Here is a 23,654-nt window from a genome sequence, read left to right as displayed (position 1 = left end):
CGCTGGATTAGGAAGATTTAACAGTGTCGGCGCGCCGTCGTCGGCGCTCCTCCCAGAGGAACCCGAGCGTGCCCGCAAAGGGCCCGAGGCCGCCGATCACGGCGACCACGACGGCGAGCCAGAACGGGATCGTGCGGCGGCGCGCGGCGACGATGCAGAGCAGTGACATCCCGATCCACAGCAGGCCGTGCGCCCAGCCGAGGACTCTCGTCGCGGTGGCGTTCTCGGGGCCGAGGAAGAAGTAGAGGACGCCGGCGTAGACCGCCGAGTGGACGAACGACAGGACCTCGAGGAAGCGGAAGCTCGGGAAGCGGTGCGCGCGTGCGCGCGCGGGCACGCGCGAGAGCGGATCGGCCGGCGCGAGCTTCATGCCAGCAGCGCCGCCATCCGGCGCACCGTCTCGTCGGCCTCGGGCGGCCACGCGGCGACGTCGGACGGCCACCACGCGTGGGCGTCGTGCTCGTCGTCGGGCACCGCCTCGGCGCCGTCGGGGAGCCAGGCGAGGCCGACGAGGAAGGCGAGCCCGTTGGGCGTGTCGGCGAGCGCCTCGACCGTCAGCCGCTCCGGCACGACCGACCACTCCTCCTCCAGCTCGCGCGTCATCGCCTCGACCGGCGACTCGCCGACCTCGACCGCGCCGCCGGCGCCGAGCGTCCAGCGGCCGGTCCACGAGGCGAGCCACGGCGCGCGCCGGCCGGCGAGCCAGCGGCCCTGCGCGTCGCGCACGACGAGCAGGACCGAGACGCTGCGCGTCGCGTGGCTGCCGACCAGCCGCAGCGACCAGCGCGCCGGCTGCAGCACGAGCTGCAGGCCGCCGTCGCGCTGCTCGAAGGAGGCGAGCCGGGCGGCCAGGCCGTCGTGGCTCGGCGAGCCGCGCTCGCGCAGCTTCGCGAGCGCCGCGTCGGCGGCGGCGTCGTCGGCCGCGTCGGGGACGAACGCGTCCTCGCGCCAGACGCACGTCACCTGGTCGGGCGTCCAGGGGCCGCGCGCGAGCATGTCGTGGGTGAGCGCCACGTCATGAAGGCTAACCGGCGCGCGCGGCGGGGGCGGGACGAGCGGCGTGCGGGGTTGGGTGAGCGGCGCGCGAGAGTGGGGGGAGCGATGCGCGAGAGCGGGGGAGCGATGCGCGAGGGCGGGCGAGCCGCGCGGGGGCGGGTGGCGTGCGGCCCGCGGGGCGACCGTAGACTCGCGCGATGGAGCGAGAGCGAAGCCACTGGGGCTGGGGCTGGGAGGACGAGGCGCTCGGGGAGCGCGAGCTGCGCGAGGCGGCCGCCGGGCTGACCGCGCACCTTGGCTTCGGCAGCGCCGAGCCGGAGGCGCCGGTGCCGCTGGCGGCCGTCGAGCTGCCGGCGCCGCGGCTGCCGCTGCCGGCCGCCGGGCGAGACGGCCTCTGGTCGGCCGATCTGCCGGCGCGCGTCCGTCACACCTACGGCCGCGCCTACCGCGACCTCGTGCGCGGCTTCCGCGGACGGTTCGAGCATCCGCCCGACCTCGTCGCCCGCCCGCGCGACGAGGCGGAGGTCGAGCAGGTGCTGGAGTGGGCGGCCGGCGCCGGCGCCGCCGTGATCCCGTTCGGTGGCGGCACGAGCGTCGTCGGCGGGGTCGAGCCGCGCGTCGGCGACCGCTGGGCCGGCGTCGTCTCGCTCGACCTGACGGCGCTGCGGCGGGTGCTGGAGGTCGACGACGTCTCGCTCGCGGCGCGGATCGAGGCCGGCGCGCTCGGCCCCGACCTGGAGGCGCAGCTCGCCCCACACGGCCTCACGCTGCGCCACTACCCGCAGTCGTTCCAGCTCTCGACGCTCGGCGGCTGGCTCGCGACCCGCGCCGGCGGCCACTTCGCGACGCTCCAGACCCACATCGACGACCTCGTCGAGTCGATTCGCGCGATCACGCCGACCGGCACGTGGGCGTCGCGGCGGCTGCCGGGCTCCGGCGCCGGGCCGAGCCCCGACCGGCTGCTGCTCGGCTCGGAGGGGACGCTCGGCGTGATCACCGAGGCGTGGGTGAGCGTGCGGCGCAAGCCGCTCCACCGCGCCGGACGCGCCGTCCGCTTCGCCGACTTCCGCGCCGGCGCGCAGGCCGTCCGCGCGCTGGCCCAGGCGGGGCTCCACCCGGAGAACTGCCGGCTCATCGACGCCCGCGAGGCGGCGCTGACCTTCGCCGGCGACGGCTCGGCGGCGCTGCTCGTGCTCGGCTTCGAGTCGGCTCACGAGCCGGTCGACGGCCGCCTCGCCAGCGCGCTCGCGCTCTGCCGCGAGGCCGGCGGCAGCTGGGAGGAGCGGGCCGAGGGCGCGCGCGGCGGCGCGGTCGGCAGCTGGCGCGAGGCCTTCCTGCGCGCGCCGTACGTGCGCGACGTGCTGGTCGCCGCGGGGGTGCTGTCGGAGACCTTCGAGACGGCGATCACGTGGGAGCGCTTCGACGGCTTCGTCGCGCGCGTGCGCGAGGCGGTCGCGGAGCGGGTGCGCGAGCGCTGCGGCGCGGGGATCGTCACCTGCCGCGTCACGCACGCCTATCCGGACGGCGCGGCGCCGTACTTCACCGTCGTCGCGCCGGCGCCGCGCGGGGAGGAGGTCGCCTGCTGGGACGAGATCAAGCGCGCCGCCGGCGAGGCGATCCTCGCCGCGGGCGGGACGATCACCCACCACCACGCCGTCGGGCGCGACCACCGTCCGTGGTACGACCGCCAGCGCCCCGACCCGTTCGCGGCGGCGCTCGCGGGCGCGAAGGCGGCGGTCGACCCCGACGGGCTGCTCAACCCGGGCGTGCTGCTCGACCCGCTCCCGTCGGGCACGGCCGCGGGGCGGACGGCGCCGCCGTCGCGGGCGCTCTAGCCTGGACGGCATGTCCGACCTGAAGATCGCGATCCTTGGCCCCGGCGGCGTCGGGGGCTTCCTCGCGGGCGCGCTCGCGCGCGCGGGAGACGGCGTTACCGTCGTCGCGCGCGAGTCGACCGCCGCGCTGATCGCCCGCGACGGCCTCCGCGTGCAGAGCGTCGTGCTCGGCGACATGGTCGCTCGTCCGGCCGCGACGGCGCGGCTCGCCGACGACGTCGACGTGCTCGTCGTCGCGACGAAGGCGGCCGGGCTCGACGACGCGCTCGCGCGCGTCGAGGGCGAGCCGGCGCTGGTCGTCCCGCTGCTCAACGGCCTCGACCACCTGCCGCGCCTGCGCGAGCGGTTCGGCACGCGCGCCGTCGCCGGCACGATCCGGATCGAGGCCGATCGGCCCAAGGCGGGGGTCGTCGTGCAGACGAGCCCCGGCGTCCGCGTCGACCTCGCCAGCGCCGATCCCGAGCGGCGCCCGGCGCTGGAGCGGTTCGCGGCGGCGCTGACGGCGGCCGGCGTCCCGGCGCGGGTCGAGGCGAGCGAGCCGCAGGTGCTGTGGAGCAAGCTGGTGCGACTGAACGCGCTCGCATGCACGACCAGCGCGTTCGACCTCCCGCTCGGCGAGATCCGCGCCGACGCCGAGAAGCGCGCGGAGCTGGTCGCCTGCGTGCGCGAGACGGCCGCCGTCGCGAACGCCGACGGCGCCGCGATCGACCCGGACGACACCGTCGCCGAGCTCGACGCCGCGCACGCCACGCTCGGCAGCTCGATGCGGCGCGACATCGCCGCCGGCCGCGTCCCGGAGCTCGACGCGATCCCCGGCGCCGTGATGCGGGCCGGCGCGCGCCTCGCCGTGCCGACGCCGGCGGTCGCCGCGCTGGCCGCGCGGATCGCCCGCCGCGCGGGCATTCCGGCGCCGTCCGTCGCGTGAGCGCGAGCGCGCGCGACGGTCGTTGTCAGCATGCGAACAACCGCCGTTGACCGACGGATCTGACCAGTCAAGGATCTCTCTCCGGTTCAGCATGCTGAATCTGAGAGCTTTGGCGCGCACTATTCAGTTGTGAACCTTCGGACCTTGGCCTTGCGGCCGAGGGGCGCGCGACCAAGCATGGGCGGCGATGACAGCCTCGCTGCCGCCGTCCTGTCCACCCTTGGTGCGTCGACCGTTCTTCCCCCAACGCTCGACGCGGTGCACTGCGCGCTCCCCCTTCCCTTCGCGTAGGCACGCTGGCTCGGCCGCTCCTCCCGCGGCGGCCGACGATCGCTAGCGAGGGCGGACGACATGGTGCGCGAGCGTCGCAGGGCGGCCCGGGCGGGCTGCGAGCCCACCTGGGACCGACTGTGGCGGCGGCGTGCGCACGGGGTCGCCCATGCGCACGCCGCCGCTGTCGTCGAACGAGCGACGACGTCGAGGGCCGGATGAGCGCGCCGATGCCATCCGAGCCGTCCGACGCGATCGACGCGCGCGTCGTCAAGGCGCTGTCGCACCCGACGCGCCGGCGGATCCTCGAGCTGCTGCAGGAGCGCGAGCTGGCGAGTCCGGTCGAGCTCGCGAACGAGCTCGCGATCCCGCTCGGGACCGTCAGCTACCACGTCAGACGGCTCGACCAGCTCGGCTTCATCGAGCTGGCGACGCGCACCCAGCGCCGCGGCGCGATCGAGCACCACTATCGCGCGCGGGCCGCGCTCGACCTGCCGCGCCGGCGTCGTCGGCGCGCGACCGGAGAGGGGCCCGCGGCGATCGTCCGCGAGGCGCTCGACGAGGCGCAGGGAGCGCTCGCGAGAGGCGGCTTCGACGCCGTCGAGGCGCGCGCCGACGCCCGCGCGCTCCTGCTCGACGAGGAGGGCTGCGCGCAGGCCCGGGCGCTGCTGCGGTCGTTCGAGCAGACGGTCGAGCGGATCGAGCGGCGCAGCCGGCGGCGACTCGCGCGCGGCGCCGACGGCAGCGCCCGCGACGCGGTCGCGCTCGTCGTGCTGTTCGGGCGCGACGGCTGAGCCGGGCGGCTCAGGCGGACGCGGCCTGCGCGTCCGCTCGCCTGGCCGGAGATCGCGGCGCGCAGTCAGGCCTGGCGGCGCCGCCATGCGGCGGCGCCGTCGCCGTCAGCCAGCTCCCGCGCTCAGAAGGAGCGGCGCTCGACGCTGCCGCCGCCGACCGTCGTCGTCGCGACCGCGTCGACGACCTCCTCCTCGGCCTCTTCCAGCTCGCCGTCGTGCTGGCCGTCGCAGAGGACGCGGAAGTTGCCGGTCACGCCGCTGTCGGCGTGGATCGTGATGCCCGGCAGGACCTCCTCGCCCTCCTCGAAGCCAAGGCGCTCGAGGTCGAAGTGGGCGAGTCCGATCCCGTACGCGTTGTGGGTCGGGTTCTCGCGGTCGTGAGCGGCGATCGCCTGGGCGAAGCGCTCGAGGTTCTTGGCGATCTTGCTCGTGTCAGCCATGCCTGCCTGGCAGGGTAGCGCGCGCCCGCGGCGGCGTCAGCCCGCCCGCTCGATGATCTCGATCCGGTAGCCGTCGGGGTCGCGCACGAAGCAGAGGCGCGAGCCGCCCGCGCGCACGCGGTACGGCGGCTTCTCGGGCTTGATCCCCTGCTCGGCGAGGCGGGCGAGCGTCGCGTCGAGGTCGGGCGCCGTGATCGCGATGTGGCCGTAGCCGTCGCCGATCTCGTACGGCTCCGTGCGGCCGATGTTGTACGTCAGCTCCAGGCGCGGGCCGTCGCCGTCGTCGCCTGGGATGTTCATGAAGACGTTGATCGCCTCGTCGCGGATCGGCTGCCGGCGGACCTCCTCGAAGCCGAGCGCCTCGTAGAAGGCGACCGACCGCTCGATCTCGAGGATGCGATAGCAGGTGTGGATCAGGGGCATGGGCCGCAGGGTAGCGCCGCGGCCGCCGCGCGACCGTCGCCCGGCAGCGCGGTGGGGCGCACTAAGCTCGTCCCCATGATCCTCGAGCGCACGATGTCCGACGACTTCCTGACCAACACGTACCTGATCGCCGACGGGCCGGACGGGTCGGCGGCGCTGATCGACGCCGGCGGGAGACTCGGGCCGCTGCTCGACACGATCGAGCGCGAGCGCCTCACGCTGACCGCGATCCTCCTGACCCACCATCACGGCGACCACGTCGTCGAGCTCGACGACGTGCTCGCGCGCTTCCCCGGCACGCCGGTGCTGATCCACGCGCTCGAGCGCGAGCTGGTGCCGCAGGCGACCGGCGAGATCGTGCCCGGCGAGGCGATCTCGGTCGGCGGCCTCAGGGTCGACCCGATCCACACGCCCGGCCACACCGCCGGGATGGTCTCGCTGCTGGTCTCCGACGGCAGCGAGCAGCTCCTCTTCACCGGCGACACGCTCTTCAAGGGCTCGGTCGGCGGCGTCCGCGGACCCGGCCACACGACCTACGGCGACATCAAGACGTCGATCATGGAGAGACTGCTGACGCTGCCGCCCGAGACGCCCGTCCATCCCGGCCACACCGAGCCGACGACGGTCGGCCGCGAGCTGGAGGAGAACAGATTCGTGCGGATCTGGCGCGGGCTCGATCCGGAGGGCTCACAGCAGTGCACGGCGCTCGGCGAGCCGGCGACGCTGATCCTGCTCGGCGACGACTACGACGGCGGCCACAAGGCGTGGGTCCGCTGGCCCGACGGGAGCGACGACATCGTGCCCGGCTCGCGGGTCGAGGTCTCGCGCTAGCACCAGCTCGCCACGTCGCGCGCCCGCCTAAGATCGAAGGGGATGGCGCGCGACAGAATGCCCACATCCCGCGTCGGTCGCACCGCGCGGATCGGCAGACTCGCGGCCGGCCAGGCGATGCGGCAGGCCGCCACGCACGCCGCCAACGTCGGGCGCTCGAGAGAGGGCGCCCAGGCGGCGCTGGAGAAGCGCCACGTCGAGGCGGCCGAGCAGATCGTCACCGCGCTCGGCTCGATGAAGGGCGCGGCGATGAAGCTCGGCCAGGTGATGTCGTTCCTCGACGTCGGCCTCGTCCCCGAGGAGTACCGCGAGGAGTTCCAGGCGAAGCTCGCCAAGCTCCGCGACGCCGCCCCGAAGGTCTCCTTCAAGGAGATGCGCAAGGTGATCGAGGAGGAGCTCGACGACCCGCTGGAGGAGGTCTTCAGCCGCTTCGACGAGGAGCCGATCGCGGCCGCCTCGATCGGGCAGGTCTACCGCGCACGGCTCCACGACGGGCGCGAGGTCGCCGTCAAGGTCCAGTACCCGGGCGTCGCCGCGGCGGTCCGCGCCGACATGTCGAACCTCGGGCTGATCATGCGGCTGATCAAGCGGCTCGCGCCCGGCATCGACGCGAAGGGCGTCGCCGAGGAGATCCGCCTGCGGATCGACGAGGAGCTCGACTACGAGCTGGAGGCGCAGAACCAGCGCTCGCTGGCGCGGATCTTCCGCGGCCATCCCTTCATCGTCGTCCCCGACGTCGTGACGCGGCTGTCGCGCGAGCGCGTGATCGTGATGGAGTACGTCGAGGGGACCGGCTTCGAGGAGCTGAAGACGCGCTCGCAGGAGGAGCGCAACCGCCTCGGCGAGGTCGTCTTCCGCTTCTTCATGGGCTGCCTCTACCGCCACCACCAATTCTCCGGCGACCCCCATCCCGGCAACTTCCTGCTGCAGGAGGACGGCAGAGTCGCCTTCCTCGACTTCGGCCTCTTCAAGCGGATGGCGCCCGAGGCGGTCGAGTTCGAGCTCGCCTGCCAGCGGGCCGTCGCCGAGGACGACGCGGAGCGGCTGCACGAGCTGCTCGGCGGCTCGGGCTTCCTCCCGCACCCGGAGAAGGTCGACCCCGACGTTGTCATGTCGTACGTGATCGACTCGATCTGGTGGTACACGCTCGACGAGGAGGTCCAGCTGACGCCCGAGATCGCGACCCGCATCGCGATCGAGTCGGCCGACATGCGCTCGTCGCACTTCCGCGAGATGCGCCACCAGGACATACGGCCCGAGCACCTCTTCGGGCGCCGCATGGAGATGCTGACGCTGGCGGTGCTGTCGCAGCTGCGCGCGCGCGGCAACTGGTACCGGGTAGCGCGCGAGTGGATGTACGGCGACGACGCCGTCACCGAGCTGGGACGCGAGGAGGAGGCGTTCTATGCCTCGCGGGCCGGTCGGGCGTGAGCGCGGCGCTCCTGCGCGCGCGTCCGAGGCCGCGGCGGCGGGGGCGGCGAACGACCGCGTCGCGGGGGCGGCGGCGGGGCCGGGTGGCGCGCAGCTCGGGGCGTCGGCCGCCGACCGGCAGGCGCCGGGCGACGGCGGTCGGGAGCGAGCGGGCGGCGCACCGCTCGACCCGGGCGCGGCGGGCGGGCGGCGCGGGCAGCTGCGGGCTCTGCTGCGGCTCGGTGGGCTCGGGCTGTTCGTCGTCGTCCTCTTCCTCGTCGCCGCGTCGCTGTTCGGGCTCTCGTCGGAGGGCGTGCGCGACGCGGTCGACGGGTTCGGGCCGCTCGCGCCGGTCGTCTTCGTCGCCTTCTCGGCGTCGCTGACGGTCGCGTGCGTCCCCGGGCCGCTGCTCGCGGGCGCGGCGGGGCTGCTGTTCGGCACGGCGCTGGGGACGCCGACGGCGATCGTCTCCGCGACGCTCGGCGCGACGGTCGCCGCCGCGATCTCGCGCCGCTTCGGCGCCGGCGCGCTCGACGAGCTGTCGGGCAGACGGGTCAGCGCGCTGCAGGACTGGATCGCCGCGCGCGGCTTCCTCGCCGTCCTCTACGCGCGGATCCTGCCCGCGGTCCCGTACAGCCTCGTCAACTACGCCGCCGGCCTGACCCGGGTGCCGTTGGCGATCTTCGCCGCTGCGACCGCGCTCGGCTGCGCCCCGCGCGCCTTCGCCTACGTCGCGCTCGGCGGCAGCCTCGACGACCTTGGCTCCCCCGAGGCGCTCGTCGCCTTCGCCGTGCTCGTCGGCATGGCCCTCGTCGGCCTGGCCTTCGCCGCCCGCGACGTCAGGTCGGCCCGGGCCGCACGACGCGGGGCGTGAGGTGGGCCGTCCGCGGCCGGCGCGGCCTCACCGCTGGGCGACGCTGGCGACCAGCGGCACGAGCTGCGCGGCGACCTCGCGCGGGCGATCGACCACGTCGAGGTAGGTGAAGCGCAGCACGGTCCAGCCGGCCGCGGTCAGTGTGTTGCCCTTCTCGCGGTCGCGCTGGAAGGCGCGGCGGTGGCGGTGCCAGGTCCACGAGTCCAACTCGACCGCGACGCGCTCTCGCGGCCAGACGGCGTCGACCTCGACTCCCTCGATCCAGTGGTTGAGCTTCGGGCGGGGCAGGCCCGCATCGCGGACGAGCGCGGCGAACCGGCGCTCCATCGTCGAGCGGTCGTGCTCGACCCCGTGTGCCGCGTGGTCGGCGAGCACCGCGCGCAGGCTGGCGTGGCCCGACCCGGTGCGATTGCGAGTCCGCTCGATCGCCCGCTCCAGCGACCGCATGTCGAGCAGCAGCAACCGCTCGGCCTCGCTCAACGCCTTCGCGAGATGGTCAGCCGGCACGACCGCCGCGAGGTCGACCAGCGTCCGGGCGAGCGACGTCACCGGGATGCCGTCGATCTCGGTCACGTCCTCGTCGGTCAGCACCGTCGTGCGATGGACGGCGATCCGCGGACCGCCCGTCACGCCGCGGCGGGTCGTCGTCACGTCGGAGCGAGCGTGGCCGCCGGGCCGCAGCCCGTGCAGCCAGGCCGCGTCGCGGTGGCTGGCGACCGCGCCCGGCCCGACCGCCAGCACCGCCGCGAGCGTGTGCGCCCGCGGCCGCAGCTGTCGATGCCCGACGACGTAGACCCCGCGGTGGAGGCGGGTCAGGCGGCCGCGCTCGATCCGGTCGCGCACCATCGTCGGCGTCAGGCCGATCGCCCCCAACTGCCGCCGTGCCACCACTCCCCACTGTGAATTCGCCAGTTCCGTGAGGGCCACATCTGGATGAGCGCAGGGTTTTGGGTCTGTGGGACCCAAAACCCTGCGGGGTTCGGCGGGGACGGTCGGCGGCGGCACCGGGTGAGGGTGCCACGGGTAGCGCGCGGCGCTACGCGCGTCTGCGCCTAAACGGTCTCGACCTGGAACAGGGAGGTGGTGCCGGGCTTGCCGGAGGGGAGGCCGGCGGTGATGCCGATGCGGTCGCCGGGCTTGACCCAGCCGAGCTCGACGGCGCGGCGGCCGGCGTCGCGGATCAGCTCCTCGGTCACCTCGTGACGGCGCATCGAGGCGGCCTCGACGCCCCACATCAGGCCGCAGCGGCGGACCGTCTCCTTGCCCGGGGAGAGGGCGTAGATCGGGACGTTCGGGCGATGGGCCGATATCAGGCGCGCCGAGCGGCCCGACAGCGTCGGGACCACCAGCGCGGCGAGGCCCAGCTCGCGCGCCGCCTCGCAGGCCGAGTGGGCGACCGTGTAGGCGGGATCGCGCGCGTCGCGACGGACGCGCTGCTCGTTCCAGATCTCGTACGGCAGCTCGCGCTCGGTCCGCTCGGCGATCATCGCCATCGTTCTGACGACCAGCTCGGGGTGGTTGCCGACGGCCGTCTCCTGGGAGAGCATCACGGCGTCGGTGCCGTCGAAGATCGCGTTGGCGACGTCGGTGACCTCCGCGCGCGTCGGACGCGTCGAGGTGATCATCGAGTCGAGCATCTGCGTCGCGGTGATCGCGGGGCGCGCGAGGCGGCCGGCGATTCTCAGCAGCTGCTTCTGCACGACCGGCACGTCCTCGATCGGCAGCTCGATGCCGAGGTCGCCGCGGGCGACCATCAGGCAGTCGGCGGCGCGGATGATCTCGACCGCGTTCTCGACAGCCTGCGGCTTCTCGATCTTCGCGATCAGCGGAAGCCTGGTGTGCCTCCGGACTTCGACGACGTCGGAGGGCTCGCGCACGAACGAGAGCGCGACGAGGTCGACGCCGATCGACTCCCCGAACGCGAGCAGCTCGAGGTCGCGCTCGGGGACGGCCGGCAGCCCTCTCGTCGAGCCGGGGATGTTCAGGCCCTGGCGGGAGGCGACTGGGCCGCCCGTCTCGATCACGGTGTCGACCTCGCCGGAGCCGTCGCGCACGCCGCTGACCTTGAGGCGGATGCGGCCGTCGGCGAGGTAGACGACGTCGCCGCTCTCGACCGCGTCGGGCAGACCGCCCCAGGAGACGGCGATCGAGTCGACGTCGCCCTCTTCCTCGCTGCCGCAGCGCAGCGTCAGCGGATCGCCGACGCGCAGGTCGACGTGGCCGCCTCTCAGCGTTCCGATCCGCAGCTTCGGGCCGGGCAGGTCCTGGAGGATCGCGACCTGGCGGCCGGCGCGGCCGGCGGCCTGGCGGATCAGCTCGACGTTCTCCTGGTGCTCCTCTCTGGAGCCGTGCGAGAAGTTGAGGCGGGCGACGTCCAGGCCCGCCTCCACCATGCGGACGAGGACCTCAGGGTCACGGGAGGCGGGACCGATGGTTCCGACGATCTTCGTACGACGCACGAGCATCACGGTAGCGGGTGGGCAGGGCGCTTCCGGCTCTCGTCCTGTGAAACCCGACGCCGTTTCCGACGAGTGGGGGGTCGGCCGTCGCCGATGCGGGTGGTCCCGCCCGCCGGCCGGGCCGCCCGAGCGGTCTTCCGCCATCCGGCCAAGGCATCCACGCGGTTGACGCGGCGAAGCAGAGGGAACAGGATGCTGGATCGAGTTCAACATGCAGAACGATCCGTGCTGACGATCCGCGACTGCGACGTGCTGGTGGAGCCGGGCGACCTGCGCGAGCGGGTCGACCTCGCGATCGCCGACGGGCGGGTCGCGGCGATCGCGCCCGTGGGGGATCGGGGGCGCGGCGCGGGCGGCGCGGGCGGCGCGGCGGGCGGTGGCGCGAGCGAGAGGGGCGGCGCGGCGCGCGAGGCGGGCGGCGGGGCGAGCCAGGCGGGCGGTGGCGCGGCGGGCGAGGGGCGCGCCGGTACGGGTGGGGCGGGCGGCGGCGTGGGCGAGGGGCGCGCCGGTACGGGTGGGGCGGGCGGCGGCGTGGGCGAGGGGCGCGCCGGTACGGGTGGGGCGGGCGGCGTCGCGGGCGAGGGGCGCGTGATCGACGGGCGTGGGCTGCTGGCGATCCCGGGGCTCGTCAACGCGCACACGCACTCGCCGGAGAACTGCCTGCGCGGCGCCGGCGAGGGGCTGGCGCTGGAGCCGTGGCTGTGCGCGATGTTCGCGATCGGCGGCGAGTACGACGCCGAGGCGCACGAGGTCTGCGCGCTCGCCGGCGCCGCCGAGATGCTGCGCTCCGGCACGACCGGCGTGATCGACCACCTGTGGATGACGCCGCCGTCGGCGGCCGCGCTCGACGGCGCGATGCGCGGCTACGAGCGCTCCGGGATGCGCGCCGCGGTCGCGCCGCTGATGGAGGACGTCGACGTCACCGACCGGCTCGCGGCGCGGCTCGGTCTCGACGTGAGCGCCGGCCTCGTCACGACGCTCCAGCACGTCCTCTCCGCGCGCGAGCAGCTCGACCTGCTCGCCGACGCCTTCGCGCGCTGGCACGGGGCGGCCGGCGGGCGGCTGCGGGTCCTCGCCGGTCCTGGCGGCGTCCAATGGGCCTCCAAGGAGCTGCTGCTCGGCGCCGCCGAGCTGGCGCGGGCGCACGACAGCGGCGTCCACATCCATCTGCTCGAGACGCGGGTGCAGGCGGCCGCCTGCCGCGAGGCGTTCGGCATGAGCGGGCTGCGGCGGCTCGCCGCGCTCGGGCTCCTCGACGCGCGGCTGTCGCTCCCGCACGGCGTCTGGATCGACGGCGACGACGTCGCGGCGATCGCGGCGGGCGGCGCGACGGTCGTCCACAACCCGGCTGCCAACACCCGCCTCGGCAGCGGCCGCGCACCGGTGCCGGAGCTGCTCGCCGCGGGCGCCCACGTCGCGCTCGGCACCGACGGCTCGGCTTCCTCCGACAATCAGCTGCTGTGGCACCAGCTGAAGCTCGCGGCGCTGATCCACAACGACGGCGACGCCGACCGCTGGGTGACGGCGGCGCAGGCGCTGACGATGGCGACGACCGCCGGCGCCCGCGCGATGGCCCGCGGGGCGGGGGAGCGCGACGACGGCCTCGGCACGCTGCGCGTCGGCGCGCCGGCCGACCTCGCGCTGCTCGACCGACGCGCGCCCGGCCTCTCCGGGGCGGTCGAGCCGGAGGCGGCGCTGGTGCTGTCCGAGGACGGCCGCGCCGTCCGCCACGTCTTCGTCGCCGGCGAGCAGGTCGTCGCCGACGGCCGCTGCCTGACGATCGACGAGGCGGAGGTCGGCGCGCGGCTCGCCGAGCTGTCCGCGCGGCGCACCGCCGCGGCCCGCTCGCTGCCGCCGGCCGCCGAGCGGGCGGTCGCGCAGATGCACGCGCTGCGGGCCGCGGTGGGGAGCGGCGCGAAGGTGCGGAGCGGCGCGGCGGGTGCGAGCGGCGCGGCTGGCGGGAGCGGGAGCGGCGCGGTGGGCGGGAGCGGCGCGGCTGGCGGGAGCGGCGCGGCGGGTGGGAGCGGCGCGGTGGGCGGGAGCGGCGCGGCTGGCGGGAGCGGCGCGGCCCGCGGTGCCGCTCGCCGCCGGCACCCTTGACGGCCGTCGCGCCGATCGCCTACGCTGGGCACGAGTTCAGAGAAAGAAACCGAGTTCAGTGTGTTGACCAAGCAGTTCACCGTGCAGGATCCGCTCGAGACCGAGCAGCTGGGGTCGGTTCCCCTCGCCGACCCGGCCGACGTCCAGCGGATCGTCGACGCCGCGCGCGCCGCTCAGGGCGCGTGGGCGCGGACGACCCTCGCGGAGCGCGCCGACCGGATCGAGGCGGCGGCCGGCGCGCTCCGCGACGAGGTCGAGGAGCTCGGCGATCTGCTGTCGCGTGAGTCGGGCAAGCCGCTCGCGCAGGCGCGGTTCGAGATCGGCGCCTCGATCGGCCTGCTCGCGGACAACGCCCGCGTCGGCCGCCGCTGGGAGGGTCGCGTGCTGCCGACCGAGGGCCTCGCCGGCACCGCCCGCGACCTCGCCTTCACGCGCCGCGAGCCGCTCGGTGTGATCGCCGCGATCCTCCCGTTCAACTTCCCCGTCGAGCTGTTCGTCGAGAAGGCGGCCGCCGCGCTCGTCGGCGGCAACGCGGTCGTGACGAAGGCGCCGCTGGAGGCGCCGCTCGTCGTCGCCCGCTTCCACCGCGCGCTGCTGGAGGCCGGCGTCCCGGCCGACGTCGCGCCGCTGCTCCACGGCGACCGCGACGTCGGCGCCGCGCTCGCGACCGCGCGCGGCGTCGACGCGATCTCGCTGACCGGCTCGACCGCCGCCGGCGTCGCCGTCGCGCAGGCGGCCGCGCCGACGCTGCGGCGGCTCCACCTCGAGCTGGGCGGCAACAACGCAGCGCTCGTGCTCGAGGACGCCGACCTCGACCTCGTCACCGAGGAGCTGGCCTACGGCCGCCTGCTGATGAACGGCCAGGCCTGCTCGGCGAGCAAGCGCGTGATCGTCGATCCCAGCCTCCACGACGAGCTGGTCGACCGGCTCGCCGCCGTCGTCGACCGCCAGGTCCTCGGCCCCTCGACCGACCCGGCGACGACCGTCGGCCCGCTGATCCACGCCGCCGCCGCACGGCGCGTCGCCGAGCAGGTCGAGCGCGCGGTCGCCGAGGGCGCGACGCCCGTCCGCGGCGGCGACGGCGCGGGCGAGGGAGCGCTCCTGCCCCCGGCGCTGCTCGCCTCCGTCCCCGCCGGCGCCGCGATCGCGACCGACGACGAGATCTTCGGCCCGGTCTTCGCGCTGATCAGAGCCGACGACGTCCAGCAGGCGATCGCGCTCGCCAACGCCTCCTCGTTCGGGCTGATGGCGAGCGTCTTCAGCCGCGACGTCCAGCTTGCGATGGCGGCGGCGGAGCGTCTGCAGGCCGGCGGCGTCGTGATCAACGGCACCGACAACTACCGCCCGCCGATCATCCCCTTCGGCGGCGTGAAGCTGTCCGGCGGCGGGCGGGAGGGGCTCGGCTACACGATCGACGAGCTGACGCGCGAGAAGACGATCGTCCTGCGCCGCTTCCGGCGCGACCTGCCCGGCGAGGAGGCGATCGCATGAGCGTGGGAGCGGCCGGTGGAAGAGCGAACGGCGAGCGCTACCGGGTCCCCGCCGTCCTGCACGCCGCCTCGATCCTCGACGCGATCGCGAGAGCGCCCGACGGCCTCACCCACACCGAGCTGGTACGCGAGCTGGAGCTGTCGAAGTCGAGCGCCCACAACCTGCTGACGACGCTGGAGTCGCTCGGCTGGGTCCGCCGCGACCCGCGCGGCCGCGCCTACCGCCTCGGCGGCGGCCTCGTGCGGCTCGGCGCCTTCGCGGTCCGCCAGGTCGACGCGCTCGCGCTCGCGACCGAGCGGACCCACGAGATCGCCGGCGAGCACGGCCTCACCGTCATCGCAGCCCAGCCGCTGGAGCGGGGCGTCGTCGAGGTGATGTCGGTCGCCTACCCGGAGGACGTCCACGTCGGGATCGCGCTCGGCACCCGCTACGGGTGGTTCGACGGCGCCGTCGGCAAGTGCCTGCTGGCGCTCGAGGAGCCGGCCGACGCCGAGCGCCTCGTGCGCGCGCGGGCGCGCGAGATCCCGGCCCACACCGAGCGGACGCTGACCGACCCCGAGGCGCTGCTCGCCGACGTCGAGCACGTCCGCTCGGCCGGCTACGGCGTCAGCATCGGCGAATACCGGCACAACAACGCCGTCGCGGTCCCCGTCCGCGACGCGGAGGGGAAGCTGGCCGCTGTCCTGATCGCGATCGGCTTCCCCGACCAGCTCACCCGCGAGGCGATCCCGTCGATCGGCCACGTCCTGCGGGACGTCGCGGACGCGATCACCGCCGAGTGCGGCGGTGGTCGCGCGCCCGCCGGACGAGATGCGCAGGACCCCCAGAACGTCGCCGACCCGGCGGCCAAGGAGTAGCTGCAGATGACCGAACCCCGCGAAGTCGACCTGAAGATCGTCGGCGGCACCGTGGTCACCCCGACCGGCACGCGCCGGGCCGGGATCGCGATCGACGGCGGCAGGATCGTCGCGATCGCGGAGGACTCGCTGCTGCCGCCGGCGCGCGAGACGCACGACGCGACCGGGCTTCACGTCATCCCGGGCCTGGTCGACACCGAGGCCCACCCCGGCTGCTACGTGCCGCTGCGCGACGACCTCGCGACCGAGTCGATCGCGGCCGTCACCGCCGGCGTGACGACGTGGGGCATCCACGCGCCGCAGCCGCGGATGGGCGATCCCGACTTCGTCGAGTACGTGCAGAAGGAGGACGTCGGCTCCTTCCACGACGTGATCGACCACTTCACCGACGCGGTCGAGGCCGACGCGGCGGTCGACGTCTTCGCCACCTACATGGTCGAGACCGACCAGCACGCGCGTGAGATCCCCGAGTACGCCAAGGACCACGGCGTCACCTCGTTCAAGCTCTACCTCCAGGCGATGAGCCCGGAGGCCGAGCCGAACTGGCCCGGCCGCCGCGCCGGCCTCGGCGCCGGCTTCGACGACGGGGTCGTCTACCAGGTGATGGAGAGAACGGCAGAGCTCGGCTACCCGGGCGTCGTCGCGATGCACTGCGAGAACTGGGAGATCGCGCGGATCTTCGACGAGCGGCTGAGAGCGCAGGGCCGCACCGACTGGGCGACCTGGTCGGATCGCTCGCCGCACTTCCTGGAGGCGCAGCACCTGCGTCAGTACGGCCACTTCGCCGAGTACCTTGGCTGCCCGATCTACGTCCAGCACGCGACGACGCCGGAGACCTACCGCGAGATCCTCGACCTGCGCGGCAAGGGCGTCACCTGCTACGCGCAGACCGGTCCGCACTGGCTCCACTTCGGCAAGGAGGAGCGCAACGCCTGGCGGATCAACGTGCCGCTGCGCTCGCGCGCGAACAACCCCAACATCTGGAGAGCGCTGCGCGAGGGCGTCATCAACGCGGTCGGCTCCGACCACGTCGTGATCTGGGGCGACAGCTCCTACGAGAACTGTTACAACGAGAACATCTGGGAGCTGCGGACCGGCTTCACCTCGCGCGTCGAGATGCTGCTGCCGGTGATGCTGGAGGGCGTCCACCGCGGCGAGCTGACGCTCGACCGGATGGTGAAGGTCGCCTGCGAGAACCCGGCGAAGATCTTCGGCGTCTGGGGCCGCAAGGGCGCGCTCGACGTCGGCTTCGACGCCGACGTGGTGCTGGTCGACCTCGACAGAGTCGTCCACGTGCAGAACTCGATGGTGCAGACGCGCTCGGGCTGGACGGTGCTCGACGGCAGAACGATCCACGGCTGGAGCGTCGCCACCTACCTGCGCGGCAAGCGGATGTCGAAGTGGGAGGAGGGCGCGCCGAAGGCCGAGTTCGTCGGCGACGCCGACGGCAGATACCTGCGCCGCGTCCCCGGCGGCCAGCCGACGCCGCACCAGCTCGAGGAGGTGGTGTGAGCGTGGCGGTCTGGGACGACGTGCTGCCGGAGGAGGACCGCCTCGTCTTCGAGGCGGCCGGGTGGGGCAAGGAGGTCGGCTTCGGCGCCCGTCCCGTCCTGCTCGTCGTCGATGTGATCTACAACTTCGTCGGCGACCGGCCCGAGCCGATCCTCGAGTCGATCAAGAAGTGGCGCTACTCGTGCGGCGAGCGCGGCTGGGAGGGCGTCGGGCAGCTCCAGCGGCTGATCGCCGCCGCGCGCGAGCGCGAGGTCCCGATCGTCTACACGGGGATGGACCGCCGGCCCGACGGCTTCGACCAGGGCGCGTGGAACTGGAAGAGCCACCGCGCCGCCGAGGCGAGCGACATCAGAGGCTCGCTCGGCAACGAGATCGTCGCCGAGGTCGCGCCGCGGCCGCAGGACATCTTCTTCGTGAAGGACAAGCCGAGCGCCTTCCACGGCACCCACCTGCTCGACTACCTGATCTACCTCGGCGCCGACACGGTGATCACGACCGGCACGACGACGAGCGGCTGCGTCCGCGCCAGCGCGGTCGACGCGGCGCAGTACAACTTCCGCTCGATCGTGCCGGAGGAGTGCGTCTGGGATCGCTCGACGATCTCCCACAAGGTCAACCTGCTCGACATCCAGATGAAGTACGGCGACGTGAAGGCGACCGACGAGGTGATCGCCTACTTCCGGTCGCTGCCCCAGCGCCCGTGCGGCGACCGCACGCCGACGGGCAAGCCCAACACCGACCAGGAGGTGCCGGCCGCGTGAGCGCCCCGGAGCATCCGCAGGTCGACGGGCTCGAGATCCGCAAGGTGATCACGCTCGTCGACGACACGTTCAGCGACGGCGCGCCGGCCGACGGCGCGCCGCTGCGCAAGGTCGCCACGGCGGTCGTGTTCAAGAACCCCTACGCCGGCAGGCCGCACAGCGACGACCTCTCGCTGATCGTCGACGCCAGCGACAGGCTCGGCGCGCTGATCGGCGCCCGCTGCGCCGAGGCCGCCGGCGGCCCGGTCGAGAGCCACGGCAAGGCGGTCGTCGTCGGCACGGCCGGCGAGGGCGAGCACGGCAACGCCGCGAAGACGACCCGCTTCGGCGACCCGTTCCGGGAGGCGTTCGGCGGCGGGCGGGCGTGGCTGCCCTCGACGACGAAGCGGGCCGCCCCGGGCTGCTCGATCGACGTGCCGCTCTGCTTCAAGGACGAGATCTGGGTCCGCTCGCACTACGACACGATCACGGTCGCGATCCCCGACGCGCCGGCGCCCGACGAGATCGTCCTGGTCGGCGCGGTCGCGACCCGCGGGCGGCTCAACGCGCGCCTCGGCGGCGTCTCGAAGGAGGAGGCGCAGGCGCGGCTGGCGGAGGAGGAGTCGCGATGATGGTCGGCCCCGCGCCGCGCTCCTACGAGCTGCTCGCGGAGGAGGTCGTCGTGCCCGCCTGCGAGGCGCGCGCCGTCGAGGTGCGCGCCGGGCAGATCCTCCAGATCGTCGACCTCGAGGGCCAGCAGGTCGGCGACCTGATCGCCTACCGGCTCGCCGACCCGAGCGAGGTCTTCAGCGCCGGCCACACCGTCTCGGCGCTGACGAGACTGGTCCCGCAGGTCGGCGACGAGCTGTTCTCCAACCACCGCCGGCCGCTCTTCCGGATCCTCCACGACGACGTCGGCTCGCACGACCTGATCGTCCCCTGCTGCGACCCCGAGCGCTACTCGCGCGACTACAACGTCCACGACCACGCCTCCTGCCTCGCGTCGCTGGAGCGGGCGGTCGCGGCGAGCGGGCGGTCGTGGCCGGTGCGCGGCGAGACGGCCTGGAACGTCTTCATGAACAACAGACACGAGGGGGGACGGGTCGTCACGTACGAGCCGCCCCACCAGGCCGGCGCCGCGATCGACCTCGAGGTGCTCGACGACTTGCTCGTCGTGCTGTCGGCCTGCCCGCAGGACCTCAGCCCCTGCAACGCCTACGAGCCGACCTCGATGGCGCTGCGGGTGTGGGAGCCCGAGTGATCGTGCGATCCGGCGGCCTGCGGCCTTGGATCGCATTGGAAGAACTCGCCCGCGGGGCTCGTTCTTCCGTGTGGGCGGTCGTCCGATGACGTCGGCGGTCGATGCCGCGGCGGTCGCCGAAGCCGCGCGCGTGATCGCGGGCGCGGGGCTGGTCGAGGCGTTCGGCCACGTCTCCGCGCGCGTCGACGGCGGCTTCCTGCTGACCTCGACGGCGCCGCTGGGCACGCAGACGGCGCCGTCGATCCACCGGCTCGCCGACGACGGCACGGTCGTCGCGGCCGGGACGTCGGGCGCGGGCGTGCCGCTGGAGGCGCCGCTGCACGCGGCGATCTACGCGGCACGCCCCGACGTCGGCGCGATCTGCCGCACCCACTCGGCCGCCGCGGTCGCGTGGGGCCTCCGCGTCGCCGCGCCGCCGCTGCTCCACGGCCTCGGCGGGCTCGCCGGCGAGGTGACGGCATGGGGCGGCGACAGCGACCTCGTCGTCACCGCCGCGCAGGGTGCCGCCGTCGCCGCGGCGCTCGGCGCCGCCGACTGCCTGCTCGTGCGCGCGAACGGGAACGTCGCGACCGGCGCGACGGTCGAGCAGGCGACGGTGCGCGCCTGGTTCCTGGAGGAGCGGGCGCGCGTCGCCCTGGAGGCCGGCCCGGAGGCCTCGCCGCTCACCGACGTCCAAGCGCGAGCCCGTCACTACGCCGCCGAGGAGGCGCGGGCGTGGCGCTGGCTGCAGGAGAGCCATGCCTGACGTGATCGTGATCGGCGCCGGCCACAACGGCCTCGTCTGCGCCTGCTACCTCGCCCGCGCCGGGCTCGACGTGCTCGTGCTCGAGCAGTCGGACACCGTCGGCGGCTGCATCGACACGCGCGACCTGCCCGACGGCCGCGGCCGGCTGGAGCTGGGCGCCTACGAGCACGGCGGCATCCGCGGCAGCGGGGTCGCCGCCGACCTCGAGCTGGAGAGCCGCCACGGCCTGCGCTTCCACCTGCGCGACGAGGTGACGCTCGGCCCCGCCGACGACGGCGCGCGGATCGCCTTCCACAACGGCCTGGAGGAGACGCTGGAGCTGCTGCGGCCGGTCGTCGGCACGGCCGAGACCGAGGCGTACCGCCGCTTCACCGCCTGGGCGACCGCCGGCATGAACCTCGTCGGCGCGCTCGACGCCGGCCCGCCGCCGTCGTTCGGCCAGCTCGCCGCCGCCGCGCAGGCGACGCTCGGCGCCGATGCCGGGCCGTTCATGCAGACGCTGCTCGGCTCGGCCTCGACGGTCCTGCGCGCGACCTTCGAGGACGAGCGGCTGATGGCGCCGATGGCGCACTGGGCGGCGCATTCGCAGCAGTCGCCGCTCGACCCCGGCACCGGCGGCGGCGGGCTGATGCTGGCGGCCTTCCACGGCGCGCCCGCGGCCCGCCCCGCCGGCGGCTCGCGCGCCACCGTCGAGGCGCTCGTGCGCTGCCTGGAGGCGGCCGGCGGGCGGGTGGCGCTGAACTCCGGCGTCGAGTCGGTCGAGGTCTCCGGCGGGCGCGCGACCGCCGTCGTCGCCGGCGGCGACCGGCACGTCGCGGCGAAGGGGATCGTCTCGGCGATCGACGCGCGGCGGCTGCTCGGACCCGGGGGTCTCGTCGCTCCCGAGCACGTGCCCGAGCGGCTGAAGAGAGAGCTGAGACGGATCCACTCCGGCCGCCGCAACGTCTCGGAGCTGAAGGTCGACGCCGTGATCGACGCGCCGCCGGCGGTCAAGCCGGCCGGCTTCGACCGCGCCTTCATGCTGTCGGCGAACACGATCAGCGACATCGAGCGCGCCTTCGCGAGCGTCCAGCTCGGCCAGCTCGCCGAGCGCCCGCCGGTGATGATCGCCTTCCCGTCGGTGCTGGAGGAGGGCTGGGCGCCGCCGGGCAGGGCGGTCGCGTGGGTCTCGACCTTCGTGCCGTGGCAGCCGGCCGACGGGCCGTGGGACGAGCGCAAGCTCGAAGCGGCCGCCGACCACGCCTGGGGGATCGCCGAGCGAGCGCTCGGCCAGCCGATCGGCGTCGTCGAGCGGCGCGTCACCGGACCAGTCGCCTGGGTCGCCCGCCACGGCAACGCCAACGCCAACCCCAACCACATCGAGATGAGCATCGACCAGCTGCTCGGGTTCCGCCCGAGCCCCTCGCTGTCCGGCTACCGGACGCCGATCGACGGCCTCTTCCTGACCGGCGCGGGGACCCATCCCGGCGGCGGGATCACCGGCGTCCCCGGCCGCAACGCGGCGCGGGTCGCGCTCGACGCGATCGGCGGCGGGTCGACCGGGGCGCGCGTCGCCCGGCGCGCCCGCGAGCGGGCCGCGCTCGTGCGCGACGCGTGGAAGGCGACCCGCGCGCTGCGGAGGGCCGGCTGATGCCCGGCGCGCTCCCCGGCGCCGGCGGCGGCGACGCCGGGGTCGACCCGCTCGCGCTGCTGACCGCCTACCAGCACTCCGCCGTGCTCGCGAGCGCCGTCGTGAGCGGCGTCGCCGACGCGCTCGCGGAGGGGGTCGACGGCTCCCACGGCCCCGACGCGCTCGGCGCCGGGCGGACCGTCGAGGAGGTCGCCGCCTCCGCCGGCACCGACCCGCGCGCGACGCGGATCCTGCTCTCAGCGCTCGTCGCGATCGGTCTCGCGACGCGCGCCGACGGGCTGAACGCCGGCGCGCCGGTCGACGCCGCGACCCGCTTCGCGCTCAGCGAGGCCGGCGCGACGCTGGCGAGCGACCATCCGCAGACGCTCGCCTGGATCGTCCGCAAGGAGTGGTTCTTCTACGGCGTCTGGAACGAGCTGCCGGCGGCGCTGGAGGACGGCAGAGCGCGGATCGCGCCGTGGCGCGACCGCCTGCGCGACGACCGCTCGACCGCGTTCGGCTTCCTGCGCGCGCTCGACGACCTCGCCGCGCGCTTCGGCGGCGAGCTGGCGGAGATGGCGGCCGCGGCGCTGCCGGCGCGCGGCGACGGCGGTCCGCTGCGGCTGCTGGACGTCGGCGGCGCCTCCGGCTCGCATGCGGCGCGGCTGGCGGCGCTGCGGCCCGACGTGCGGCCGACCGTCCTCGACCTGCCGGAGATCGCGCCGCTGGTCAGCGAGCGCCACGGCGGCCTCCCGTTCGAGGCCGGCGACCTCGCCGCTCCGCGCTTCGGCCGGCCGGAGGGGGAGACGTGGGAGGTCGTCCTGCTCGCCAACATCCTCCACGACCACACGCCGGCGCAGAACGAGCGGCTCGTGCGCGAGGCGGCCGGCCTGCTCGCCCCGGGCGGCACGCTGCTCCTGTACGAGTGGATCCCGAACCCCGACACGGACGCGCCCGACCTGCCGCTGTTCGCGGTGATGATGATGGTCGAGAACGACGGCGGCGACGCGTACTCGGAGGCCGAGCACCGCGCCTGGCTGGAGCGCGCCGGCCTCGGTGAGATCGACCTCGTGCGCGGCTTCGGCCCGATCGCCGTGCTCAGCGCGCGGAAGCCGGGCTGACCGGTCGGCGCGGCCCGGACGTGGGAGCTGCGTCGATCTGCCTACCGCAGCGGTAGGCAGATCGACGCAGCTCGTGGCGCTGCGGTGCGGCGCCGACGTCGTGGGTCGAGCAGGTCGAGCGTCGCGTGCTCGTCGGACGATCTAGGCCGTGCGGGCGGGCCGCACGCCGGCTGCTGCTCAGGTCCAGTCGGCGACGAGCGGGACGTGGTCGGAGGGCTTGGAGCCCTTCCGGTAGTCGCGCTCGATCCCGACGCGGGTGAGGCGGTCGGCGATCGCGGGCGTCGCGAGGATCAGGTCGATCCGCAGCCCGAGGCCGCGGTGGAAGTGGCCCTGGCGGTAGTCCCACCAGGTGAAGCCGACGTCGTCGGGGTGGAGGCGGCGGAAGGCGTCGACGAGGCCGGCGGCGACGACGCCCTGCAGCGCGTCGCGCTCCGGCGCGCTCGTGTGGGTCGAGCCGACGAAGGCGGCCGGGTCGTAGACGTCGACGTCGGCCGGCGCGACGTTCATGTCGCCGGCGACGACCAGCTCCGGCGCCTCGGCGGCCGCGCGCAGCTCGCCGACGCGGCGCGCCATCGCCTCCAGGAAGACGAGCTTCTGCGCGTACCACTCGCTGTCCAGCTCGCGGCCGTTGGGGACGTAGACGCTCGCGACGCGCAGCTCGCCGCCGACGGTCGCCTCGATCCAGCGCGCCTCGTCCTCGACGACCTCGCCGGGCAGGCCGCTCGTCACGTCGGCGAGACCCAGCTCCGCGCGCGCGACGATCGCGACGCCGGCCCAGCGCCCGGCGCTGTGGTCGGCCGCGACGTAGCCGGCCTCAGCCAGCTCGGCGTGCGGAAAGGCCTCGGCCTCGCATTTCGTCTCCTGCAGCAGCAGCACGTCGGGCCGGTGCTCGCCGAGGAACTCGAGCACGCGCGGCAGCCGCGCTCTCAGCGAGTTGACGTTCCAGGTGACCAGGCGCACC

23 protein-coding genes are annotated in these 23,654 nt (G+C 74.8%); 16 read left to right on the top strand and 7 right to left on the bottom strand.

The window, feature by feature from the left end; all coding sequences use genetic code 11:
- Nucleotides 1–7: 7 nt before the first annotated feature.
- Together BDZ31_RS14165 and BDZ31_RS14160 are read right to left on the bottom strand one after the other, a co-directional pair.
- A complete protein-coding gene (locus tag BDZ31_RS14165; protein WP_183342978.1) occupies nucleotides 8–370 on the bottom strand; it encodes a hypothetical protein in 363 nt (120 codons plus the stop codon).
- Nucleotides 367–1,014 (bottom strand): NUDIX hydrolase, encoded by a 648-nt coding sequence (locus tag BDZ31_RS14160; protein ID WP_343075588.1) that lies wholly within the window; start codon nucleotides 1,012–1,014, stop codon nucleotides 367–369. Before BDZ31_RS14160 ends, BDZ31_RS14165 begins: the two co-directional genes overlap by 4 nt.
- Nucleotides 1,015–1,193: 179 nt before the next feature.
- Here BDZ31_RS14160 and BDZ31_RS14155 point away from each other — a divergent pair, with 179 nt between their 5' ends.
- From BDZ31_RS14155 to BDZ31_RS14145, 3 genes are all read left to right on the top strand, one after another.
- Nucleotides 1,194–2,831 carry an FAD-binding oxidoreductase gene (locus BDZ31_RS14155; RefSeq protein WP_183342977.1) on the top strand — a complete coding sequence of 546 codons (1,638 nt, stop codon included), beginning with the start codon at nucleotides 1,194–1,196 and terminating at the stop codon, nucleotides 2,829–2,831.
- A gap of 10 nt (nucleotides 2,832–2,841) precedes the next feature.
- Entirely contained in the window at nucleotides 2,842–3,756 is a 915-nt protein-coding gene (locus tag BDZ31_RS14150) for a ketopantoate reductase family protein (protein WP_183342976.1), read from the top strand.
- 500 nt (nucleotides 3,757–4,256) lie between these two features.
- Nucleotides 4,257–4,820 carry an ArsR/SmtB family transcription factor gene (locus BDZ31_RS14145; RefSeq protein ID WP_183342975.1) on the top strand — a complete coding sequence of 188 codons (564 nt, stop codon included), beginning with the start codon at nucleotides 4,257–4,259 and terminating at the stop codon, nucleotides 4,818–4,820.
- Nucleotides 4,821–4,942: 122 nt separating this feature from the next.
- Here the strand turns inward: BDZ31_RS14145 and BDZ31_RS14140 are convergent, their stop codons facing one another.
- Both BDZ31_RS14140 and BDZ31_RS14135 read right to left on the bottom strand, forming a co-directional pair.
- Nucleotides 4,943–5,260, bottom strand: a complete 318-nt coding sequence (locus BDZ31_RS14140; protein WP_183342974.1) for a hypothetical protein — start codon at nucleotides 5,258–5,260, stop codon at nucleotides 4,943–4,945.
- A 36-nt stretch (nucleotides 5,261–5,296) separates the two neighbouring features.
- Entirely contained in the window at nucleotides 5,297–5,683 is a 387-nt protein-coding gene (locus BDZ31_RS14135; protein WP_183342973.1) for a VOC family protein, read from the bottom strand.
- A 75-nt stretch (nucleotides 5,684–5,758) separates the two neighbouring features.
- On the opposite strand from BDZ31_RS14135, the gene BDZ31_RS14130 reads away from it, so the two are divergent.
- From BDZ31_RS14130 to BDZ31_RS14120, 3 genes are read left to right on the top strand one after another with little or no spacing between them, the layout of a single operon-like run.
- A complete protein-coding gene (locus tag BDZ31_RS14130) occupies nucleotides 5,759–6,514 on the top strand; it encodes an MBL fold metallo-hydrolase (RefSeq protein ID WP_183342972.1) in 756 nt (251 codons plus the stop codon).
- A gap of 42 nt (nucleotides 6,515–6,556) precedes the next feature.
- Nucleotides 6,557–7,945, top strand: coding sequence for an ABC1 kinase family protein (locus BDZ31_RS14125; RefSeq protein WP_183342971.1), 1,389 nt, complete (start codon nucleotides 6,557–6,559; stop codon nucleotides 7,943–7,945).
- Nucleotides 7,920–8,798 carry a TVP38/TMEM64 family protein gene (locus BDZ31_RS14120; protein WP_183342970.1) on the top strand — a complete coding sequence of 293 codons (879 nt, stop codon included), beginning with the start codon at nucleotides 7,920–7,922 and terminating at the stop codon, nucleotides 8,796–8,798. Before BDZ31_RS14125 ends, BDZ31_RS14120 begins: the two co-directional genes overlap by 26 nt.
- A 27-nt stretch (nucleotides 8,799–8,825) precedes the next feature.
- On the opposite strand, the gene BDZ31_RS14115 is transcribed toward BDZ31_RS14120, so the two are convergent.
- Together BDZ31_RS14115 and pyk are read right to left on the bottom strand one after the other, a co-directional pair.
- A complete protein-coding gene (locus BDZ31_RS14115; protein WP_343075587.1) occupies nucleotides 8,826–9,725 on the bottom strand; it encodes a type IV toxin-antitoxin system AbiEi family antitoxin domain-containing protein in 900 nt (299 codons plus the stop codon).
- A 125-nt stretch (nucleotides 9,726–9,850) separates the two neighbouring features.
- Nucleotides 9,851–11,263, bottom strand: coding sequence for a pyruvate kinase (pyk, locus tag BDZ31_RS14110; protein WP_221243058.1), 1,413 nt, complete (start codon nucleotides 11,261–11,263; stop codon nucleotides 9,851–9,853).
- Between the two features lie 219 nt (nucleotides 11,264–11,482).
- On the opposite strand from pyk, the gene BDZ31_RS14105 reads away from it, so the two are divergent.
- From BDZ31_RS14105 to BDZ31_RS14060, 10 genes are all read left to right on the top strand, one after another.
- Nucleotides 11,483–13,357 (top strand): amidohydrolase family protein, encoded by a 1,875-nt coding sequence (locus BDZ31_RS14105; RefSeq protein ID WP_343075586.1) that lies wholly within the window; start codon nucleotides 11,483–11,485, stop codon nucleotides 13,355–13,357.
- 60 nt (nucleotides 13,358–13,417) lie between these two features.
- Complete coding sequence (locus BDZ31_RS14100) at nucleotides 13,418–14,848, top strand: aldehyde dehydrogenase family protein (RefSeq protein WP_183342966.1); 1,431 nt, start codon at nucleotides 13,418–13,420, stop codon at nucleotides 14,846–14,848.
- Nucleotides 14,845–15,705, top strand: a complete 861-nt coding sequence (locus BDZ31_RS14095; protein ID WP_183342965.1) for an IclR family transcriptional regulator — start codon at nucleotides 14,845–14,847, stop codon at nucleotides 15,703–15,705. The genes BDZ31_RS14100 and BDZ31_RS14095 overlap by 4 nt, the downstream gene beginning before the upstream one ends.
- Before the next feature lie 6 nt (nucleotides 15,706–15,711).
- Nucleotides 15,712–17,217 (top strand): dihydroorotase, encoded by a 1,506-nt coding sequence (locus tag BDZ31_RS14090; RefSeq protein WP_183342964.1) that lies wholly within the window; start codon nucleotides 15,712–15,714, stop codon nucleotides 17,215–17,217.
- Nucleotides 17,218–17,219: 2 nt separating this feature from the next.
- Nucleotides 17,220–17,978 carry an isochorismatase family protein gene (locus BDZ31_RS14085; protein ID WP_183343061.1) on the top strand — a complete coding sequence of 253 codons (759 nt, stop codon included), beginning with the start codon at nucleotides 17,220–17,222 and terminating at the stop codon, nucleotides 17,976–17,978.
- Nucleotides 17,975–18,589, top strand: a complete 615-nt coding sequence (locus BDZ31_RS14080) for an amino acid synthesis family protein (protein WP_183342963.1) — start codon at nucleotides 17,975–17,977, stop codon at nucleotides 18,587–18,589. Before BDZ31_RS14085 ends, BDZ31_RS14080 begins: the two co-directional genes overlap by 4 nt.
- Complete coding sequence (locus tag BDZ31_RS14075; RefSeq protein WP_183342962.1) at nucleotides 18,586–19,218, top strand: DUF1989 domain-containing protein; 633 nt, start codon at nucleotides 18,586–18,588, stop codon at nucleotides 19,216–19,218. The genes BDZ31_RS14080 and BDZ31_RS14075 overlap by 4 nt, the downstream gene beginning before the upstream one ends.
- Nucleotides 19,219–19,303: 85 nt before the next feature.
- A complete protein-coding gene (locus BDZ31_RS14070) occupies nucleotides 19,304–19,963 on the top strand; it encodes a class II aldolase/adducin family protein (protein WP_183342961.1) in 660 nt (219 codons plus the stop codon).
- Nucleotides 19,956–21,593, top strand: coding sequence for a phytoene desaturase family protein (locus BDZ31_RS14065; RefSeq protein WP_183342960.1), 1,638 nt, complete (start codon nucleotides 19,956–19,958; stop codon nucleotides 21,591–21,593). Before BDZ31_RS14070 ends, BDZ31_RS14065 begins: the two co-directional genes overlap by 8 nt.
- Entirely contained in the window at nucleotides 21,593–22,693 is a 1,101-nt protein-coding gene (locus BDZ31_RS14060; protein ID WP_183342959.1) for a methyltransferase, read from the top strand. Before BDZ31_RS14065 ends, BDZ31_RS14060 begins: the two co-directional genes overlap by 1 nt.
- Nucleotides 22,694–22,870: 177 nt before the next feature.
- On the opposite strand, the gene BDZ31_RS14055 is transcribed toward BDZ31_RS14060, so the two are convergent.
- Complete coding sequence (locus BDZ31_RS14055) at nucleotides 22,871–23,653, bottom strand: exodeoxyribonuclease III (protein WP_183342958.1); 783 nt, start codon at nucleotides 23,651–23,653, stop codon at nucleotides 22,871–22,873.
- Between the last annotated feature and the right edge of the window lies 1 nt (nucleotide 23,654).

The sequence above is a fragment of the Conexibacter arvalis genome (assembly GCF_014199525.1).
GTDB lineage: Bacteria > Actinomycetota > Thermoleophilia > Solirubrobacterales > Solirubrobacteraceae > Conexibacter > Conexibacter arvalis.
This window is presented reverse-complemented; position numbering and strand designations above follow the sequence as displayed.

Excerpts from the sequence above, each read along its gene's own strand:
- BDZ31_RS14165 (WP_183342978.1), bottom strand. The coding sequence starts at position 370 with ATGAAGCTCGCGCCGGCCGATCCGCTCTCGCGCGTGCCCGCGCGCGCA.
- BDZ31_RS14155 (WP_183342977.1), top strand. The coding sequence starts at position 1,194 with ATGGAGCGAGAGCGAAGCCACTGGGGCTGGGGCTGGGAGGACGAGGCG.
- BDZ31_RS14150 (WP_183342976.1), top strand. The coding sequence starts at position 2,842 with ATGTCCGACCTGAAGATCGCGATCCTTGGCCCCGGCGGCGTCGGGGGC.
- BDZ31_RS14145 (WP_183342975.1), top strand. The coding sequence starts at position 4,257 with ATGCCATCCGAGCCGTCCGACGCGATCGACGCGCGCGTCGTCAAGGCG.
- BDZ31_RS14140 (WP_183342974.1), bottom strand. The coding sequence starts at position 5,260 with ATGGCTGACACGAGCAAGATCGCCAAGAACCTCGAGCGCTTCGCCCAG.
- BDZ31_RS14135 (WP_183342973.1), bottom strand. The coding sequence starts at position 5,683 with ATGCCCCTGATCCACACCTGCTATCGCATCCTCGAGATCGAGCGGTCG.
- BDZ31_RS14130 (WP_183342972.1), top strand. The coding sequence starts at position 5,759 with ATGATCCTCGAGCGCACGATGTCCGACGACTTCCTGACCAACACGTAC.
- BDZ31_RS14125 (WP_183342971.1), top strand. The coding sequence starts at position 6,557 with ATGGCGCGCGACAGAATGCCCACATCCCGCGTCGGTCGCACCGCGCGG.
- BDZ31_RS14120 (WP_183342970.1), top strand. The coding sequence starts at position 7,920 with ATGCCTCGCGGGCCGGTCGGGCGTGAGCGCGGCGCTCCTGCGCGCGCG.
- pyk (WP_221243058.1), bottom strand. The coding sequence starts at position 11,263 with ATGCTCGTGCGTCGTACGAAGATCGTCGGAACCATCGGTCCCGCCTCC.
- BDZ31_RS14095 (WP_183342965.1), top strand. The coding sequence starts at position 14,845 with ATGAGCGTGGGAGCGGCCGGTGGAAGAGCGAACGGCGAGCGCTACCGG.
- BDZ31_RS14090 (WP_183342964.1), top strand. The coding sequence starts at position 15,712 with ATGACCGAACCCCGCGAAGTCGACCTGAAGATCGTCGGCGGCACCGTG.
- BDZ31_RS14075 (WP_183342962.1), top strand. The coding sequence starts at position 18,586 with ATGATGGTCGGCCCCGCGCCGCGCTCCTACGAGCTGCTCGCGGAGGAG.
- BDZ31_RS14070 (WP_183342961.1), top strand. The coding sequence starts at position 19,304 with ATGACGTCGGCGGTCGATGCCGCGGCGGTCGCCGAAGCCGCGCGCGTG.
- BDZ31_RS14065 (WP_183342960.1), top strand. The coding sequence starts at position 19,956 with ATGCCTGACGTGATCGTGATCGGCGCCGGCCACAACGGCCTCGTCTGC.
- BDZ31_RS14060 (WP_183342959.1), top strand. The coding sequence starts at position 21,593 with ATGCCCGGCGCGCTCCCCGGCGCCGGCGGCGGCGACGCCGGGGTCGAC.